16 protein-coding genes are annotated in these 17,831 nt (G+C 70.2%); 9 read left to right on the top strand and 7 right to left on the bottom strand.

Annotated features, from left to right (window positions below; translation table 11 throughout):
* The first annotated feature begins 35 nt into the window (after nucleotides 1-35).
* On the top strand, nucleotides 36-203 hold the full coding sequence (locus ACZ3H8_RS05655) for a hypothetical protein (RefSeq protein WP_467397748.1): 168 nt from the start codon (nucleotides 36-38) through the stop codon (nucleotides 201-203).
* 31 nt (nucleotides 204-234) lie between these two features.
* On the opposite strand, the gene ACZ3H8_RS05650 is transcribed toward ACZ3H8_RS05655, so the two are convergent.
* Nucleotides 235-1,134 carry a LysR family transcriptional regulator gene (locus ACZ3H8_RS05650; RefSeq protein WP_467397746.1) on the bottom strand — a complete coding sequence of 300 codons (900 nt, stop codon included), beginning with the start codon at nucleotides 1,132-1,134 and terminating at the stop codon, nucleotides 235-237.
* 106 nt (nucleotides 1,135-1,240) lie between these two features.
* Here ACZ3H8_RS05650 and ACZ3H8_RS05645 point away from each other — a divergent pair, with 106 nt between their 5' ends.
* Complete coding sequence (locus tag ACZ3H8_RS05645; protein WP_467397743.1) at nucleotides 1,241-2,101, top strand: aldo/keto reductase; 861 nt, start codon at nucleotides 1,241-1,243, stop codon at nucleotides 2,099-2,101.
* Nucleotides 2,102-2,213: 112 nt separating this feature from the next.
* Here ACZ3H8_RS05645 and ACZ3H8_RS05640 read toward each other — a convergent pair whose 3' ends face one another.
* The 4 genes from ACZ3H8_RS05640 to ACZ3H8_RS05625 form a co-directional block, all read right to left on the bottom strand.
* Complete coding sequence (locus ACZ3H8_RS05640) at nucleotides 2,214-3,185, bottom strand: NAD(P)-dependent alcohol dehydrogenase (RefSeq protein ID WP_467397741.1); 972 nt, start codon at nucleotides 3,183-3,185, stop codon at nucleotides 2,214-2,216.
* Entirely contained in the window at nucleotides 3,182-3,415 is a 234-nt protein-coding gene (locus tag ACZ3H8_RS05635; RefSeq protein ID WP_307659656.1) for a helix-turn-helix transcriptional regulator, read from the bottom strand. Before ACZ3H8_RS05635 ends, ACZ3H8_RS05640 begins: the two co-directional genes overlap by 4 nt.
* Nucleotides 3,409-3,837: a hypothetical protein gene (locus ACZ3H8_RS05630; protein ID WP_467397737.1), complete on the bottom strand. Its 429-nt coding sequence runs from the start codon at nucleotides 3,835-3,837 to the stop codon at nucleotides 3,409-3,411. The genes ACZ3H8_RS05635 and ACZ3H8_RS05630 overlap by 7 nt, the downstream gene beginning before the upstream one ends.
* 147 nt (nucleotides 3,838-3,984) lie before the next feature.
* Nucleotides 3,985-5,337 (bottom strand): M64 family metallopeptidase, encoded by a 1,353-nt coding sequence (locus tag ACZ3H8_RS05625; protein WP_467397735.1) that lies wholly within the window; start codon nucleotides 5,335-5,337, stop codon nucleotides 3,985-3,987.
* A gap of 138 nt (nucleotides 5,338-5,475) precedes the next feature.
* Between ACZ3H8_RS05625 and ACZ3H8_RS05620 the strand changes: the two genes are divergently transcribed.
* Nucleotides 5,476-6,816, top strand: coding sequence for a helix-turn-helix domain-containing protein (locus ACZ3H8_RS05620; protein ID WP_467397732.1), 1,341 nt, complete (start codon nucleotides 5,476-5,478; stop codon nucleotides 6,814-6,816).
* Between the two features lie 28 nt (nucleotides 6,817-6,844).
* Here ACZ3H8_RS05620 and ACZ3H8_RS05615 read toward each other — a convergent pair whose 3' ends face one another.
* Nucleotides 6,845-8,071, bottom strand: coding sequence for a PucR family transcriptional regulator (locus ACZ3H8_RS05615; protein WP_467397730.1), 1,227 nt, complete (start codon nucleotides 8,069-8,071; stop codon nucleotides 6,845-6,847).
* 26 nt (nucleotides 8,072-8,097) lie between these two features.
* Entirely contained in the window at nucleotides 8,098-8,262 is a 165-nt protein-coding gene (locus ACZ3H8_RS05610) for a hypothetical protein (protein ID WP_398982984.1), read from the bottom strand.
* A 165-nt stretch (nucleotides 8,263-8,427) separates the two neighbouring features.
* Between ACZ3H8_RS05610 and pgfA the strand changes: the two genes are divergently transcribed.
* The 6 genes from pgfA (at nucleotide 8,428) to ACZ3H8_RS05580 (ending at nucleotide 17,819) form a co-directional block, all read left to right on the top strand.
* The gene (pgfA, locus tag ACZ3H8_RS05605; protein ID WP_467397726.1) at nucleotides 8,428-9,375 is read left to right on the top strand and encodes a cell envelope lipid trafficking protein PgfA; all 948 of its coding nucleotides are present in this window, start codon (nucleotides 8,428-8,430) and stop codon (nucleotides 9,373-9,375) included.
* Nucleotides 9,376-9,545: 170 nt separating this feature from the next.
* On the top strand, nucleotides 9,546-10,703 hold the full coding sequence (locus ACZ3H8_RS05600) for a glycosyltransferase family 4 protein (RefSeq protein ID WP_467397724.1): 1,158 nt from the start codon (nucleotides 9,546-9,548) through the stop codon (nucleotides 10,701-10,703).
* Between the two features lie 7 nt (nucleotides 10,704-10,710).
* Complete coding sequence (locus ACZ3H8_RS05595) at nucleotides 10,711-11,481, top strand: class I SAM-dependent methyltransferase (protein ID WP_467397721.1); 771 nt, start codon at nucleotides 10,711-10,713, stop codon at nucleotides 11,479-11,481.
* Nucleotides 11,474-15,751, top strand: coding sequence for an alpha-(1->3)-arabinofuranosyltransferase domain-containing protein (locus ACZ3H8_RS05590; RefSeq protein WP_467397719.1), 4,278 nt, complete (start codon nucleotides 11,474-11,476; stop codon nucleotides 15,749-15,751). Before ACZ3H8_RS05595 ends, ACZ3H8_RS05590 begins: the two co-directional genes overlap by 8 nt.
* The gene (locus ACZ3H8_RS05585; RefSeq protein WP_467397716.1) at nucleotides 15,748-17,103 is read left to right on the top strand and encodes a condensation protein; all 1,356 of its coding nucleotides are present in this window, start codon (nucleotides 15,748-15,750) and stop codon (nucleotides 17,101-17,103) included. The genes ACZ3H8_RS05590 and ACZ3H8_RS05585 overlap by 4 nt, the downstream gene beginning before the upstream one ends.
* Nucleotides 17,100-17,819 carry a class I SAM-dependent methyltransferase gene (locus ACZ3H8_RS05580; protein ID WP_467397714.1) on the top strand — a complete coding sequence of 240 codons (720 nt, stop codon included), beginning with the start codon at nucleotides 17,100-17,102 and terminating at the stop codon, nucleotides 17,817-17,819. The genes ACZ3H8_RS05585 and ACZ3H8_RS05580 overlap by 4 nt, the downstream gene beginning before the upstream one ends.
* Nucleotides 17,820-17,831: the final 12 nt, after the last annotated feature.

Genomic DNA, 17,831 nt, shown 5'->3' with positions numbered 1-17,831 from the left:
CTCCGGACGTTGACCAAGTCATGAAGAAGCGAAGCATGGCCGCTGTTGCGTCTCTCGTCACCGGCGTCGTGGCATCCCTCATCGCCCCCTCCCCCAGCGCGCACGCCGACACGCTCGACAACTCCTTGGGGCTCCCGCTCGCCGTGCCGACCGTCATGGACGGATCCCTTGAAGATGTCGAGGAAGTCCTCTCGCCCGAGTAGCCGGGCCACTGCGACCGCCAACGCCAGTTCGTCAGTTGACGATGACGTCAGACCGGCGGCCGCTCTTCACAATGTGGACCTCGCGCAGCATTGCCGCCGCGGCCGCACTTGTCGGATTGCCCGTCACGGTGACGGTCTCCCACGCCGGTACGTCCCCTGCAAGCCCGACAAAATGCACTCGATCGGTCTTGACCGCGAAGGACTGCGGCACAAGCGCCACGCCGAGCCCGCAAGTGACCAGATCGAGCAGGGAGTGCGTATCGGTCACCTCCAGCGAGACACGGCGTTCGACGTCTGCGGCGGCGAGAACGTTGTCGACCAAGTCTCTGGTGCCCCAGTCCTGGTGGAAGTCCACGAATTGCTCTTCGCGCAACTCAGCCAACTCGACCTGTTCCCGGGCGGCGTACGGATGCTCGGGCGCGCAGGCGAGGACGAGTGGCTCGCCGACGAGCGGCTCCACCACGACGTCGTCCGGGCACCGTACCGGGCGGGAGACGAACGCCAGATCCAGCCGCCCCGCGCGCACGTGGTCGATCAGCTCCCCGGATCCTCCCTGACGCAACCCGATCTCCAGACCGGGGTGTGCGGCTCGGAAGCTCGCGAGCACGGTCGGAAGGTGCACTGCGTGCAGGCACTGCAGGGAGCCGATCGCCAGGCTGCCGCGCAGTAGACCCTGCACTGCCGCTACGGCGTCCTTGGCGGCGTCAGTCGCCGACAGAGCCCGCCGAGCCTCGACCAGTAGTGCCCTCCCGGCGGCGGTCAGCTCGACCTGTCGGGTGCTGCGCAGGAACAGCGAGGCACCCAGTTCACGCTCGAGCGAGCGGATCGAGGACGACAGCCCGGACTGCGCGACATGCAGACGCTTGGCCGCCCGCGTGAAGTGGCATTCCTCCGCGACGGCGACGAAGTACTCGAGCTGCCGGAGTTCCATGATTCATCACCAGTACTGCTCAAAGGGATCAGATTCTTATGTTGGACAGCTTAAACGTCACGGTGGAGGCTGAGGCGTACCGAATGAATCTCCAGGAGGAACCTCCATGCAGACACGCACCATCGGCGACGTCCAGGTCAGCGCGATCGGTCTCGGCGGTATGCCGATGTCGATCGAGGGGCGCCCCGACGAACGGCGTTCGGTCGCGACGATCCACGCCGCGCTGGAGGCGGGCGTGACTCTGATCGACACCGCGGACGCCTATCACCGGGACGCCCACGACGCCGGCCACAATGAATCCCTGATCGCCCGCGCGGTGGCCGGCTATGGCGGCGACACATCGGACGTGCTGATCGCGACGAAGGGCGGTCACGTGCGTCCGGGCGACGGCTCGTGGACCCTCAACGGCTCACCGGAGTACGTGAAGAAGGCCTGCGATGCATCGCTCAAGCGGCTCGGCGTCGAGGCCATCGGGCTCTACCAGTTTCACCGGCCGGACCCGACGGTCCCCTACGCGGAGTCGATCGGGGCGATACGCGACCTGCTGGACGCGGGCAAGATCCGCTTCGCCGGCATCTCGAACGCCGATCCCGATCAGATCCGGCAGGCCGACGAGATCCTCGGCGGGCGGCTGGTGAGTGTGCAGAATCAGTTCTCGCCCTCATTCCGCTCCAGCGAGCCGGAGCTGGAGCTGTGCGCGGAGCTGGGCGTTGCGTTCCTACCGTGGAGCCCGCTGGGCGGGATTACGCATGCCGGCGGACTGGGCTCACAGTTCGCCGTGTTCGCGGACGTGGCGCAGGCACACGGGGTGAGCCCGCAGCAGGCGTGCCTGGCGTGGATGCTTGCCAAGGCGCCAGTGGTGATCCCGATTCCGGGCTCTTCGCGCCCCGAGACCATCCGCGATTCGGTTGCCGCGGTGGATCTGAAGCTGTCCGCCGAGGAGTTGGCCCGCCTCGACGCGGCGTGATGAGCCGACGAGGAGTGGGGGCGGCTTTCTCTCAGACAGCGTCCGACCGAACCGGCCGACACCGGGCAAGCCGCCCTGGCCCGGCACACCCGCACAGCACGGACTGGTCTCCTCACACCGTGATGACGACCTTGCCGCATGCGTGACCAGCCCTCAGATACTCAATGGCCTTGGGAACCTCACTCAGCGAGTACGTCCTGTCGACGACCGGAGTGAGTTTGCCGGCCTCGATCAGTTTCCCCAGCAACTGGAGGTCCTTCGCCCGCTCCGTGGACACCAGCATCCGCAGATTCTGACGTACGAACGGTGACAGCAGCGCCGCCCGGAGCGCGCGGTCGATGCCCTGCACCCACCGTCCTCCCGCTTCGGATCCGACGATGACGAGAGTTCCCCGAGGGCTGAGAGCACGCCGTAGATGGGACAGCGAACGACCACCCGCGGTGTCGAGGATCAGGTCGTAGCGGCGCGGGCTGTCCGCGAAGTCCTCACGTGTGTAGTCGATGACGTCGTCAGCGCCGATCGAGCGGACCAGGTCCGTCTTCTTCGTGCTGCACACACCGGTGACGTTCGCTCCGAACTCCTTGGCCAGCTGCACCGCGAACGTCCCGACGCCTCCGCCCGCACCGATGACCAGCACCTTCTGCCCTGCCTGGATCTGTGCACCGCCGCGAAGACCCTGAAGGGCGGCGAAAGCGGAGGTGGGGACTGCCGCCGCCTGCTCGAAGGTGACGTTCGCCGGCTTGGGCGCGAACTTGTCCTGGCGCGCACAGGCGTACTCGGCGTAGGAGCCCGCACAGGTGCCGAACACCTCGTCGCCGGGCTGGAACCGGATCACGTTCCGGCCGACTGCCTCTACACGCCCTGCGACATCCAGACCGGGAACACGGGTTTTGGGTCTGCGCAGCCCGAATCCCACAATGCGAAGGAGGTACGGCAGGCCCGTGACGAGGTGCCAGACGCCCTGGTCGACCCCGGCGGCGTGAACGCGTACGAGCACGTCGTCATCGCCGACAACCGGCTTGTCGATCTCCTTGAGTTCCAGGCCATCGGGTGACCGGTACTTCTCTTGGACTATTGCCTTCATGGCGTCTTTCCTTCGCTGTCCGGGTACTGGAACACAGTGTCGAGCGGAACGCTGAACACCCTGGCGATCTGAAATGCCAATTCGAGTGAAGGTGAATACCTGCCCTGTTCGATGGCAATGACGGTCTGGCGTGACACACCGATGCGTTCTGCCAGATCCGCCTGAGTCATCTCTCCGTGCGTGAACCGGAGGGCTCGGATCGCGTTCGTGACCCTGGTGGGCTTCACCATGACTGAAAACCTCGGCGATACGCGACGATCTTGGCCGTGGAACCGAGGATCGCCGACAGTACGAACGCCAGGTAGACGGCGTTGGCGATCCAGAAGTGATCCAGCTCGGCCATCGACATGCCGAGCGCTGCCACTCCCCCGATGACGACGAATGACTGGCCGATGTGTTCGCCGAACCGATTGATTTCCCTGTCGCGCTGGTCCTTCTTGTAGGCGTCCTTCGACCAGAACATCCCGATGAGCATATGGAGCACGATCGACGCTGCGATCGAGACGCCCAAGGCCCACAGCAGCGCCGCCACGTACGGCACGTCGACGAGGGGGGTGTCCCCCGCTCGCCCAAGAATGACGACGAGGTAGCCCGCATACGTACCGACCGCGAGCACCCCCATGACCCATGCGCTCTTCTCTTCGTATGGCATTCCACGAATGTAAAGCAACACAGACATCGTGTCAAAGATTCTTCACATCACCGTGCGCAGTGGGACCACCAAGGAGGCCGCCGCCTCCCGGACACCCGGGAGGCGGCGGCCCCTTTTCGTTTGCGGCCCGCCCGGGCCGGCCGGCGTTCAGAGCCGGAGCTGCCAGCTGATGGTGGACTTCAGCGTCCTGGCGATTCCCTGGTCACGCACTGACGGCGTACGGTCCTCGGCGGTGACCGACAACTTGTGCGTGCGCAGGTCGAGCAGCCACAGGGCAACGTCCGACACCCGCACCTGAGTACGGCCCGCGAAGGGCTTCAACTCCCTGCCGTCCAGATACCAGCGGATCCTCAGCTGACGCCCGTCCGCGCCCGTCAGCCGGGGTACGGCGGCCTTCGCGGTGTCTCCCAGCCGGAGGGTGCGACCGGTGGGGGTGACCGCGGTGACGACCCTCGCATGCCGGTAGAAGCCGGCGATCATCGCCTCGACACCGGGCAGGTTGAAGGGCTTGCCGAGGACACGCATCAGGGAGTTGTCGGTGGGCCGGTACAGCCCCGTGACGTAGTAGCCCCCGCCCTCGTACGTGCCGACCGTGCCGCCGTCGGGCGACTCCTCGCCGAGCCAGCGGTGCCACTTGGCGCGCTGACCGGACATGTCCTCGGCCGCCAGTGTGGAGATATTGGAATCGGCGGGCTCGGGGCCCGTGTACTTCTCGTAGTCCGGGTAGCCGGGGTAGTAATACTCGTCGGCGAGCTTGCCCAGCGAATGACCGGTCTCGTGGATTGCGACCTGGCCGGACTTCTCGTTGCCCGCCGAGGCGGTCGAGATGCCCTCGTAGCCGAGGGTCGCGCTCGGTTCGTTGTAGCCCGCGCCGCCGTACTTGGCACTGTTGGCGAGGACGAGCACCAAGTCGGCCTCCGGCGCCTTCGCCACGTACCCGTCGACCTTGTCCTGGTCGATGCACAGCAGCCGCTCGATGTCGTCGCACCAGAAGTACGAGCCCAGGGCGGTGTCCCGGACGATGGCCGGCCCGGGGTCGCCCGAGACGCCGGACTCGTTCGACACGGCGTCCACGGCCCAGACGTTGAAGAGGCTCTGGTACGTCGTGTACGGCTCGACGGCCGCCAACTCGGCCCATTTCTCCTTGGCGTCGGTGTGGAACTGCGCCAGCTCTGCGGCGGTATAGCCGTCCCCTACGACGACGATGTCCAGCCGGTCGGCGGTGGAGCCGTTGTCCACCAGCTTGGTGACCTCGCCGTCGGCGGCCTCCTCGGCCGCCGAGAGCCGGGAGGACGGCTGGTCCCGGCCCTCCTGCGGTACGCGCGTGTGGCCGGATCCGGCGACTGTGCCGTGTTCCGGCCCGGGTATCTCCACCTCGACCCCGGCCCTGCCGGGCGTCACCGGATCCGCGGCCGCGCCGCCGGGTGCGGCGGCCAGTACGGCCGCGAGGGCAGCGGCCACGCCGACCGCCGCCATCACTCTGCGTCGTGCTGAACGCATGAAGTCCTCCCCCTGATACGGAAGTTAAGTGGCTGAGTAAACGCGATGAACGAGTTGCTTAAACTAGGTGGAGGAACAGGACGTGCGCAATGCCTACTGCCCCTGAATACTGGGGAGTTCGAGAACCAGGGGGTTCCCATGGACGAACCGGCCGAGATCGGCCGCCGGGTGCAGCAACTGCGTAACCAACGCGGACTGACACAGCGGCAGTTGGCCGAACCCTCGTACACGCCCGCGTACGTCTCGACACTGGAGTCCGGCAAGGTCCGGCCCTCCGAGACCGCGCTGCGTTTCCTCGCGGAGCGGCTCGGCACGTCGTTCGAGGAACTGGCCACCGGACGACCCGCGCATCTGGCCACCGAGTTGCGGCTCGCCCTCACCGACGCCCAGCAGCAGCTCGCCACCGGCGCCGCCGACGAGGCTGCCGTCCGCTACCGCCGGCTCCTCACCGACGCGGAACACCTCGAGCTCGCTCCTGAGCAGGCCGAGGCGCTGCTCGGACTCGGTGAATGCGCACTGGAGACAGGTGAACTTGCCAACGCGGGACGGCACTTCGAGGCGGCGGAGCGGCTCCTGGCCGGTGAACCGCTGCCACGCCGTGCCCGCGCGATCCGGGGCCGCGCCATCGCGCACCTCCTGGCCGGGGAGCTGCGCTACGCCTGCTATCTCCTTGAGTCCACCATCGACGAGCTCGGCGCGAGCGGCCTGGCCGACCCCGAGGCGCTGGTCCTGCTGTACGCCGCCGTCATCGGCCCGTACATCGACATGGGCGCCCACGCCCGTGCCGCGCACGCCGCCGAGCTCGCCCTGGCCCTGGCGCCGCAGGTCAACGATCCGGTGCTGGTGGCGGGCATGCACCGGCAGGTGGCCCGTACGTTCCTCGCCGAAGGACGCACGGCCGACGCCGACGCCTCGCTCGCCAAGGCCCAGGCGATCTACCGGCAGCTGAGGCTGAGGACCGATCTCGCGCACTGCCACTGGATGCGCGGCTACGTCCAGGCACAGAACGGCGAACTCGCCCTCGCCGAACAGGAGTTGCGCACCGCCCGGGACATGCTGACCGCCAAGCGCGCCGTGCTCTACACCGCCCAGGTGGAGGTGGAGCTGGCCGATGTACTGCGGCGGCTCGGGCGGCACGACGAGGCTGCCGGCCTGCTCTCGGCGCTGCTGGAACTCGGCGACCGGCACGGTGCGGTGCACGCAGGCGGCGCGCACCGGCTGCTCGGGCTGATCGCCGAGGAGCGGGGCGAGGCCGAGGCCGCCGAGGAGCACTACGTCTTGGCGCTGGCCCTGCTGGAGCGCAGCGGAGCCAGCGGCGACCTCGCCGACCTGTGCCGTCTGCTGGGCGACCTGCTGCGCCGCAGCGGCCGCACCGAGGCCGCTCTGGACGCGTACCGCACGGGACTGGGCCACCGGGCGGCCCCCGGCACGACGACGCTGGGACCGGCCCCGGCGGCCCCGTCGTTCCCGCAGTGCTGAAGGCGGTCCGGCCAATGGCCGGTGGGAGCTACGGGACGGCCTCGGCGTCCCGAGCCGGCCCCGCATCGCGCAGGCGGCGCGCCCGTAACACCAGTTCCAGCTTGAAGCGCCGGTCCGGATCGTCCACCTCGTCGCCCAGCAGTGCGCGGATCTGGCGTAATCGGTAGCGCACGGTCTGCGGATGGACGCCGAGTCGTGCCGCGACCTCGGGGGCGCCGCCACGTGTCTCCAGCCAGGCGAGCAGCGTCTCGACGAGTCGTCGGCTGTGCGCGGGGGTGCACTGGTCGAGCGGCGCCAGGCAGCGACGGGCCAGGTCCTCGATCAGCTCCTCGGGCGGCAGCAGGACCAGCGCCTCTGTGTGCTCCGTGCAGTGCAGGACCTGGCCGGCCGGGAGCAGCCCGCGTTCCATCAGGCGTACGGCGGCGAAGGCCCAGTGCAGAGACTTGGCGGCCTCGGCGAGCGGAACCGGCGGTCCCATCGCGCCGGACCAGCCCGTCATCGCGCGCTCCAGGAGTTCCGGCCGGCCGGCCGCGTCCGGCTCGGGGACGACCATGCGCGGCTGCTCGTACTCCATGTCCAGCAGCACGTCCTGACCCACGGCCGGGGCGACGGACTCCGGGGCCGGTCGCATCAGTACTCCGACGGCGACCTGTTCGGGCAGCGGCCAGCCGATGCGCTCGGCATGCTCGGCAAGGGCATCGGTGGGATCCGTCCGGTGCTCGCTGAGCATCAGGCTGATCAACCGCCGCTGCAGTCGCAGCCGTTCGCCGGCCTGGCGAGCGGCGGCTTCGGCGTAGCCGCGTACGGACTGTGCGACGAGCCCTTCGAGATACTCGAAGCCCGACTCCACCAGCTCGTACATGGCCGGCGGCGGGATCTCCACCTGCTGCCCGATCTCGGAGAAGCGACGCCACGCGAGCCGAACACCGAGCCGGTAGATGGCCTGGAGCGAGTCCAGACTGCGGCCCTGCAGCACTTCGCCACGGCCGAACTCCTGGAAGACCTCCAGCTGACGCCCGTGCGGCCGGTTCTCCTCCACCACGAGGTGGTCCACGAAGTCCTCCAGCGCCCCGCGGATGCCGATCAGGGCCATGGGCTCGCCCGAGTCGTCGACGGCGAGTGGCAGGCCGGGGTACTCCCTGCGGATCTCTTCCAGGATGGCCTGGGCGAGTGCGGGCACCTCGGCCATGGCCAGGGATGCGAATCTGCGTGCCCGCGGGCGGGGTACGTCCCGCCAGGCCGTGCGCACGGCCATGGGTTCCTCCCTCGCTGCTGGTCGGGCTACGGCTGCGGGGACGCCGTCGGCCCGCCCGTCTCGAAGGAGACGAGAGGCACATTGGGCTGCTCGGGTGTGGCGTTCAGTGCGGCGACGATGCCGAAGGCGGCCCCCACGGCGAGGGCGGCAGCGGCCATGGTGGTCAGCACGGCGGCGGTCAGTCTGTGCATGGTTCAGCGAGCCTCTCGGTCGGAAGGCACCCCGCCCCACGGCACCGGCTCGGCGATTGCCCAGTGTGTGAGGGGCATTGACACTTCGTCAAGAGGGCGCCTACGGTCCCGGCCCGTACAGACGCGCACCGTCCTGAATCCACCCTCTGTCCGGGAGTGCCCCCCATGCGTCGTACCGCTTCGCCATTGTCGCTGGTCCTGTTGGGTATCGGCGTCTTTCTGCTCGTACTGGCTCCGATGCTCGCCTGGTACGTCGAGCCACGCGCCAAACGCACCCCGACCGATGTCGATGTCACCACGGTGTTCACCGGCAACGGCGAATACTTCGACACCAAGAACCTCCGACCCGTCAAGGAGAAACCGATCACCATCACCCGACGAGTGCTGGGCGATGTCTCCGCGAGCGAGCGCAGCGGGCGGGCGGTGTGGGACGTGTCCACGGCCATCGACACCCCCGGCACGCTTGCCTTCCGCGACCCGCGCAGGTCCTACCAGTGGACGCTGGAGCGCTGGGTGACCGACCGCCGGACCAACGCTCCGGTGCACTGCTGCGGAGAGACGCCGGAGTACCAGGGCGAGGCCTACCTCAAGTTCCCCTTCGACGTACAGAAGCGGGGTTACACCTGGTGGGACAGCACGCTGGGAGCCACGGTCCGGTTGGAGTTCAAGGGCACCAAGAAGGTCGCGGGCTACGAGGGTTACCGGTTCACCGGATCCGTGAAGGACACCAGGACGGGCACCCGGCAGGTACCGGGGCGGCTGGTCGGCCTGCCGAAGCAGAGCCAGGTGCATGCCGAGGAGTGGTACGCCAACGACGGCATCGAGCTCGTCGTCGACCGGCGGACCGGCCGCGTCATGAACGCGAGTATCGCTCCCCGCAAGACCCTGCGCGCGCCCGGTTCCGATGAGGCGAAGGTGGTCCTGCTGGACAGCGCGGGGCTGGAGTTCACCCCGGAGACCCAGCGCGAGCAGGTGGCTCTGGCGAAGGCGGACAGCGGCAGACTGCGGGCGCTGGGTGACACCGCGCCGATCGGCGCGGGAGCGGCCGGGCTCGTGCTGGCAGCGGCGGGTGTCGTACTCGTCGTGCGCGGCAGGGAACGCCCGAATCCCTAGAAATGCGCACAATGTGATGGAGCGTCAGCTCCAGGACAGGCCAAATTTGTCACCGCCGTGAGTAGCGGCGTCGAACAGCCGGGCGGACACTACCAACCCCACCCCGCCGCCAGCCGCTCGTGCCACCAACATCCCCCACCGTCCCGCACCCGAGGCGAGTTGGAGCTCGAATGCCCCAGCACGTACCCCCCACGTTGCGCGCGCCACTCCCCCACCATCCGCCGAAGTCCCCGCAGCACGGCCCTCCGTCCGGCCGTCCTCCGCATCCCCGCCGGATCGTCTTCCTCGCCCGCCGCGACCTCGGCAATCCGGCCGCCGGTGGCTCCGAACTGCTCATCGACCGTATCGCCGACGGGCTCACCGCTCACGGACACCAGGTCACGCTCCTGTGCGGCGGTCCCGCTGCCTTCCGCGACTACCGTGTGGTCTCGGCCGGCTCGGACGCCGGACACTTCCTGCGCGCCCGCCGCGCCTTCGAACGGCAGGTCGGTGACTGCGACCTGTTCGTCGAGGTGTGCAACGGCATGCCGTACCTCGCTCCGCTGTGGCACCGGGGACCGACGCTCTGCCTGGTCAACCATGTCCACACCGACATCTGGGGCGAGCGTTTCCCCGGCCCCGCCGCCAGGCTCGGCAGAAAGCTCGAGCGCTGGGCACTGACCCGCGCCCACAGCGGCAACCTGCTGGTCGCCGTCTCCCCTTCGACAGCCGACGCGCTCCACGGACTCGGAGTCCCGCGCGAGCGGATCCGGCTCGTCCACAACGGTGTCGAGGAGCCGGGCCCGCTCGCCCCCACATCGGCAGAGCCGCTGTTTCTCGCCGTGGGACGCCTCGTCGAGTACAAGCGGATCGAACTGCTGCTGCGTCTGTGGGAGAGGGTCAGACCGGTCACCGGGGGCCGGCTCGTCATCGTGGGTGACGGGCCGGAACGAGCCAGGCTGGAAGCCCTCGCCGGGCCCCGCGTGACCTTCACCGGCCGGGTCTCGGAGGCCGAGAAGCACCGACTGCTGTGCGCCGCCTGGATTTTGTTGCACCCCTCGCTCGTCGAGGGCTGGGGGCTGGTGGTGACCGAGGCGGCGGCCCGGTCCACGCCTGCCATCGGCTTCGACGTCCCCGGGCTCAGGGACTCGATCGAGGACGGCGTCACCGGCCTCCTCGCCCGCGGCGAGAGCTCGTTCGCCGCGGCCTGGTGCACGCTGGCGCTCAGCCCCGAGCGGCGTGAAGCGCTCGGCCGGGCGGCCGGGCAGCGGGCCGCGGACTTCCGCTGGGGCGCCACGGTCCGGCAGTTCCGGGCGGCGGCCGCGGAGGCCGCCATGCAGCGGAGGTGATGCGGCTGTGAAGGATCCCTCCATACGCAGGTCCATCACGCTCTTCCGGGCGTTCATGGGCGAGCAGACCGACCCGGACCGGTGCTACAGCCTGCTCGCCCAGGACGCGGCCGACCAGCTGGAGCGGCAGACGCCCCTGCACGACCGGCTGGTGGTGGATGTGGGCGGCGGACGCGGCCACTTCACCGAGGAGTTCCGGCGGCGCGGTGCGCAGAGCTATCTCTTCGAACCCGATCTGCGGGAACTGGGCGCACGGGGCACCATCCCCGCGGGCTCGGTGGTCGCCGACGGCTATCTGCTGCCCCTGGCCGACGGCGTCGCCGACATCTGCTTCTCCTCCAACGTGCTGGAACACGTCGCCGACCCGCAGACCTTCCTCAGCGAACTGATCCGCGTCACCCGCCCGGGCGGGCTGATCTACGTCTCGTTCACCAACTGGCTCTCCCCCTGGGGCGGTCATGAGTGGGCGCCCTGGCACTACCTGGGCGCGGACCGCGCCCGCGCCCGGTATCTGAGACGGACCGGGCGCCCCGCCAAGCACGCGCTCGGCGAGAACCTCTTCGCGATCCACATCGGTCCGACCCTGCGTCAGGTGCGCGCCCGCGAGGACGTGTCCCTCGTAACGGCCCGCTCGCGGTACTGGCCGTTCCTCGCACAGGCCGTCACCCGCGTCCCTGGTCTGCGCGAGATCGCCACCTGGAACCTCCTCCTCATCCTCCGGCGCCGAACAGAAACGGCAGCAGCGATGAACAGTCCCCTGCGAGCCACCCGTGGCTGAGACGACGTTGACCCTCCCCCCGAGCCGGCCCGGCCGGCCCCGGCCCACCGCGCCGCCGCCCCAGCCGGCGGATCGGCCGCGCCGCAGATCGTGGCTGCTGGCCTTCTGGGCGGCGGTCTTCGTCGCGTTCCTCTCCGTGTCACCGGGCAGGATGACCTTCGAAACCAAGCTCGGAGTGGTCGCCGACCCATGGAAGTTCATCGGCGACCTCGGGGAGCTGTGGCAGAGCCGCGCCGGATTCGGCGGACTCTCCAACCAGTACGCCGGATACGCCTTCCCGACCCTCCCGTACTACGCACTCACCGACCTGGTGCACATCCCGGTGTGGCTGGCCGAGCGGCTGTGGCTCTCGCTGATCGTGGCCACCGCGTTCTGGGGCGCCCTGCGGCTCGCCGAGCGCATGGACATCGGCAGCGCACGGACCCGGCTGCTCGGCGCCGTCGGCTACGCGCTGTGGCCCACCTTCACCATCGTCGTCGGCTCCACCTCGGCGGCCGCGCTCCCCGGCGCGCTGCTTCCGTGGGTGCTGCTGCCGCTCATCGGCACCCGCACCGGCCCACGGGTGGCCGCGGCCACGTCCGCCCTGCTGATCCCCTTCATGGGCGGGGTCAACGCGGCATCGACGCTCGCCGCCCTGCTGCCTGTGGGGCTCTATCTGCTCAGCCGCCCGGCAGGTCCTCGCAAGCGCGCCCTGATCGCCTGGTGGGTTCCCGGTGTCGTGCTCGCCACCGCCTGGTGGGTGATCCCACTGCTGCTGCTCGGCGTCTACGGCGAGGACTTCATGCCGTACGTCGAGCAGGCCGACACCACCACCGGCACGATGTCGGCGACCGAACTGCTGCGCGGCGCCGGTAACTGGGTCGCCTACCTCCACTTCGGCGAAGCCTGGCTGCCCGCCGGCTGGACGGTGGCGACGGCGACGGTCACCATTCTCGGCTCGGCGTTCGCCGCCGCGCTGGGGCTCGCGGGCCTGGCCAGGCGCGATCTGCCCGAACGCCGCTGGCTGCTGCTCACCGTGCTGGCCGTGGTCCTGATCGCCCTGGCCGGATACGCCGGTTCCTTCGGCGCGCCCTTCCACGACGGGGTCCGGGACTGGCTGAACGGGTCGCTGCGGCCCTTCAGGAGCATCTACAAGTTCCAGCCCGGGCTCGCACTCGCGCTCGCCTTCGGGCTGATGCACCTGGTGGCGGCGGCGAGTGAGAGCCGCGGGGCCCGGCCGTTCCCCGCGCGGCGTTACGCCCCCGTGATCGCCGCGCTGCTGGTACTGCCCGGTCTGGCCTGGCCGTACGTGAACGGGACGATCCTGCAGCCCGGCGCCTTCAAGAAGCTGCCCGGCCAGTGGACGCAGGCCGCGGACTGGCTGGAGAAGAACTCACCCGACAGCCGTGCTCTCGTGGTCCCCGCCACCGCCCACGGCCTCTACACCTGGGGCTCTCCCATCGACCAGCCCTTCGACGTGCTCGCCGATTCCCCTTGGGCGCAGCGCGACTTCGTGCCCTTCGGGACGCCCGGCTCGCGACGGGCGATGGACGCGGTGGAACAGGTGCTCATGAGTGGCAGCGAAGTTCCGGGCCTGCGCGACTACTTGTCACGCGCCGGCCTCTACTTCGTCGTCGTACGCAACGACCTCGACCCGGACCAGATCGGATACGTCCCGCCGATCACCGTGAAGCGCACCCTGGAGGCCTCCGGCTACCGGCGAGTCGCCGGATTCGACCCGGTACTCACCGGAGGCCGGATCCCCAGCGGCACACCGTTGCAGGTCCAGGGCATCTTCCCGCGGATGCAGGCCGTCGAGATCTACGAGCCGGCCGGCAACACCCGACGGCCCGGCCAGGTCGGCCTGCAGGCAGTCGCCGACACCGCGGTGGTCAGCGGCGGCCCCGAAGCGCTGCTGCAACTGTCCGCCGATCCGCGGCTGCGGAACAGGCCCACCGTGCTCACCGGGGACAACCACCCGGGGCTCGGCACACCCGCGGCGCAGTACGTCGCGGACGGGCTGCGCCGCGCCGACACCCGCTTCGGACTGGTCAACAGCAACACCTCGTACACCTACACCGCGGACGAACGGAACCCCACCGGGAGCCTGCAGGACCCGGACGAGCAACCGCGGCAGATCCTGCCGATGAAGGGCACCGGACACCAGACGACGGCCGTCCTGCGGGGCGCCGCCTCGGTGACCGCCTCCAGCAGTGGCAACTGGCTGTTCCACCTGCCGCAGTACGACCCGGTGAACGCCTTCGACGGCAACCCCGGTACCGCGTGGGCTGAGGGCAGTGCCAAAAACGCCGCAGGCCAGTGGCTGCGTATCGGCTTCTCCTCGCCCACCGACATCCCCGCCTCGCTTCAGCTCACTCCGCTGCCCGGCGACGGAATGCGAGCCGCCCCCACATTCGTACGGGTCGAGACCGACCACGGCTTCGAGGACAGCCCGCTGGCACCGAACGGAAACCCGCAGCCGGTCAAGGCGCCCGCGGGGCAGGCCAAGTGGCTGAAGATAACCGTCCTCGCGGCCCAGTCCCCGAAGGCCGGACTGGGCGGCGCAGGCTTCAGCGAGGTCTCCGTCCCCGGCGTCCAGGTGACCCGGCTGCTCCGGCTTCCCACCGACGCGCGCGACACCGAGGCCCGGGCGGAGGTGTTCTCGCTCCACCGCGGCAGCGACCCGGGCGGTCTCTCGCCGGCCTCCGCAGAGGAGGGCCTGCACCGCCGGCTCAGCGTCGGCCGGGGCGGAGATTTCGCCGTCACCGCACAGGCGCTGCCGGTGCCCGGCGAGGCGTTGGACCGGCTCGTCACGGGCGCCGATCCGCGGCAGGGGCGGCGGATCACGGCGACCGCCGACTCGACCAGCCGGCTCGGGAACGGTCTCAGCCCGCGCAATCTCGTCGATGAGGACCTGACCACCGCGTGGATCGCCGGCGACCGGCCGGTCATCCATCTGCGCTGGCCCGGCCGGAAGACCATCGACGAGATCGTCCTCGCGGCCGCGGGCGGACTCTCCACCCGACCCGAGCAGGTGCTGATCAGCACCCCGAACGGCGCCGTGACGGCCGCCGTCGACGAGAACGGCCTGGCCCGCTTCGAGCCGATCACCACGGACCGGCTCGACATCACCATCAGCCGGGCCGCGCCGATGACCGTCCACAACCCCGTTGCCGACAACCGGATGCAGTTGCCGGTCGGCCTCAGCGAGGTCTACGTTCCGGCACTCGCCGACCTTCGCACACCGCCCCCGGCCTCGCACTTGAGGTTTTCCGTGCCGTGCGGCGAGGGCCCTCCCGTCGCCGTCGACGGCACGCTGCACGCCACGAGCGCGTCCGGTACGGTGCGCGATCTGACCGAGCGCCGACCGGTCGAGGTCAAGCTCTGCCGGACAGCGGACGGCACTCTTCCGCTGGGCCGAGGGCTGCACCAGGTGGAGGCGGGCGACGAAGGTCCTCTCGCCCTCACCGACATCACGCTGACCCGCGGCGAGGTCCGGCCGCCCGCGGTGAGCGAACAGCGGGAGGTGACGACAACCGACTGGCGCGGCGACCGGCGGTCCGTGACCGTCGGCGCGGGCGAGGCCGGCTACCTCCAGATGTACGAGAACGCCAACGACGGCTGGAAAGCCACCCTGAACGGCAAGAAGCTGATCCCGTTGCGGATCGACGGCTGGCAGCAGGCCTGGCTGATCCCCGCAGGCACCGGCGGCACGGTCGGGCTCGAGTACGAACCCGTGCTGATCTACGACATCGGGCTGATCGGCGGCGCGGTGGCAGTGGCCCTGCTCGCGGGTCTCGCACTCGTACGCCGCCGGGGCTCCACCCCGGTCTCCGCGGCAACGGCCCCGTCGCCGCCCGGATGGGTTCTGGGCTGCGTCGCGCTGACCCTCGTGGTCGCGGTCGTGGCGGGTCCCTTCGCACTGATCGTTCCCGCGCTGGCGGTAGTTGCCCGCCTGCGGCACTCCCTACTGGTGCCGATCGCAGCGGTGGCGATGGCCGGCGCCGGGATCGCGGCCGCGACGGGGGCGGGCGATCCGGTCTCCGCCGGCCAGGGTGCGTTCGGCCCTGCGGCCCAACTGCTTGCGCTCATCGCACTGTGCGCGGCCGTGGTCACCGTGGACCGGCGGGTTCGGGGCACACCTGCGTCGGCGGCTCCGGGCCCGCAGACCCTGCCCCAGCGGGTGCGGTCGGCAAACGGCCCTGCCGAGCGTCCCGGGCCGGGCCCGGCGCCCGACCCTGATCCGCCCGGCATCGCACCGCTCAACACAAGGGAGGCCCCGCCGAGATGACCACCCTGCAACCCGCCCGGCCCGGGCCGCCGCCCGAACCCGCTCCGAGCCGGATTCCGTTTCCGGTCGTCGATGAGATCTCCCGGCACTGTCTCCGTGAGGAGGAGCCCGAGACCGTACACATAGAGGTGCGCCTGCCCCGGCAGCCGGATCCGGAACGGCTCCGGGCCGCGTTCGGCGAGGCCTTGCGCCGGCACCCGCGGATCCTGGTGCGCGAGGCACCCGGCCCCTGGTACCGGCGGCGCTACGAGTGGGAGTTGACCGGCACCCCGGACGTGGATCCAGTGAGCTTCCCCGAGCCGGGGCCCGGTGCGCTGGAGCGGACGAGAGCCAGAGCGCTGGCCGAAGCTCCGCCGCTGTCCGTTTCCCCGCCCGTCCGGCTGGACGTGGTGAGGCCATCGTCTACGGGCAGCTCGTGTGTGCTGCTGTTGACGCTCAACCACACTGCCCTCGACGGGCCCGCCTGTCTGCGCGTGCTGGCCACGGCCGCCGAACTGTACGGCGGCGCCGCCGTCTCCCCCACGTCACCGGTACGCAATCCGGTCGGCGCGCCGGGGCGGCCGGTTCCACCACCGCCCGCACGCGCGGTCGGCCCTGCCCGGCCCGCTCGTGTGGCACCCGCGACCGACGTCCGGGGTACCGGCGGAAACGGCATGCTGCTGGCCGATCTGCCGGTGCCGCGCCGGCCGGCCGGAGCCGGCTACACCGTCAACGACCAACTCCTCGTCGCCACCTGCCTGATGATCGCCCGCTGGAACCGGCTGCACGATGTCCCGCCCCGCCAGATGCGCATCACCATGCCCGTCGACGACCGGCCCCGCGGCGCCGAGATGCCCATCGGAAACGGCACCCGTCTCGTGGAGGTCGGATTCGGGGCGCAGGAGTGCGCGCGGGAGCCCGGCCCCGAGGCTGTCGCCGCCATGCTTCACCGCACCGCGGAGCGCACCCGCGCCCTGAAGTCGGCACCCCGCCCTCAACTCGGCCACGCCGCCGCCCTCCTGACCGCACCCGCCCTGCCCGTCGGGCTGCGGGCCGCCCTGACCCGTGGCGTTCGGTGGGCTGCCGCTCCCTGGACCTCGACCACGCTGCTCAGCAACATCGGGCGCATTCCGTACCCGCTGGACTTCGCCGAGGCGGGCCGGGCGGAGGCCGTCTGGTTCTCGGCTCCCGCCGCGATGCCGCGCGGGCTGACCGTGACCACCGCCAGCACGGGGGGACGGCTGCATCTGGCGCTGCGCTGGTCGCGCGCGCTCCTCGACGACGCGGCGGGGCAGCGGCTGTGCGACTTCTTCACGGAGTATCTGGCGGCGATGGCGGCCCTGCCTGCCACGCCACGAGGTGAGGGGCCATGACGGGAACTCTCCCCGCGGGGCTGCGCGAGTTCTACGAGAACCCGGCCGTCCCCGTCGCCTCCGGAGACGAGCGCAGCCGCCGCCAGGCACTGATGCTGGCCCGAGTACTGTCCTCTGAGTCCTCCCTCGTCGTCGACGTCGGCTGCGGCGACGGCTCCGCGGCGGCCACCGCGGGTCCGCTCCTCTCCCATCACCGGATCGTCGGTATCGACTGGTCCCAGGATGCGCTGCGCCGGGCCGCCACCCGGATGAACCATGTCGTGCGGGGTGAACTGACGTCGGACGGGCTGCCGTTGGCCGACGCTACCGCCGACGCCGTGCTCTTCAGCGAGGTGATCGAACATCTGGTGGATCCCGACAGTGCGATGGACGAGCTGCGCCGCATCCTCAAACCGGGCGGCCATCTGATGCTCTCCACCCCGAACCTGGCCGCCTGGTACAACCGGTTGCTGCTGGCCGCGGGAGTGCAGCCCGTCTTCTCGGAGGTCAGCCTGCGCGGCATTCACGGTCGGCCGGGATCCCAAGTGGTGGGCCATCTGCGCCTGTTCACCGCCCACGCCCTGCGGGGATTCCTCACCGCCGCGGGCTTCGAGGTGGTCACCCTGGCCGGCGCGCCCTTCCATGGTGTCCCGCGCCCACTGCGCCTTGTGGACCGGGCCGCCTGTGCCGCGCCGTCCGTGGCCTCCATCCTCCTGGTGCACGCCAGGCGGGTGTAGCGCCGTGTGGTG

The organism is Streptomyces sp. NPDC002868, assembly GCF_055563295.1.
The sequence above is the reverse complement of the archived record's forward strand: the minus strand, read 5'-3'. Positions and strand labels throughout refer to the sequence as shown.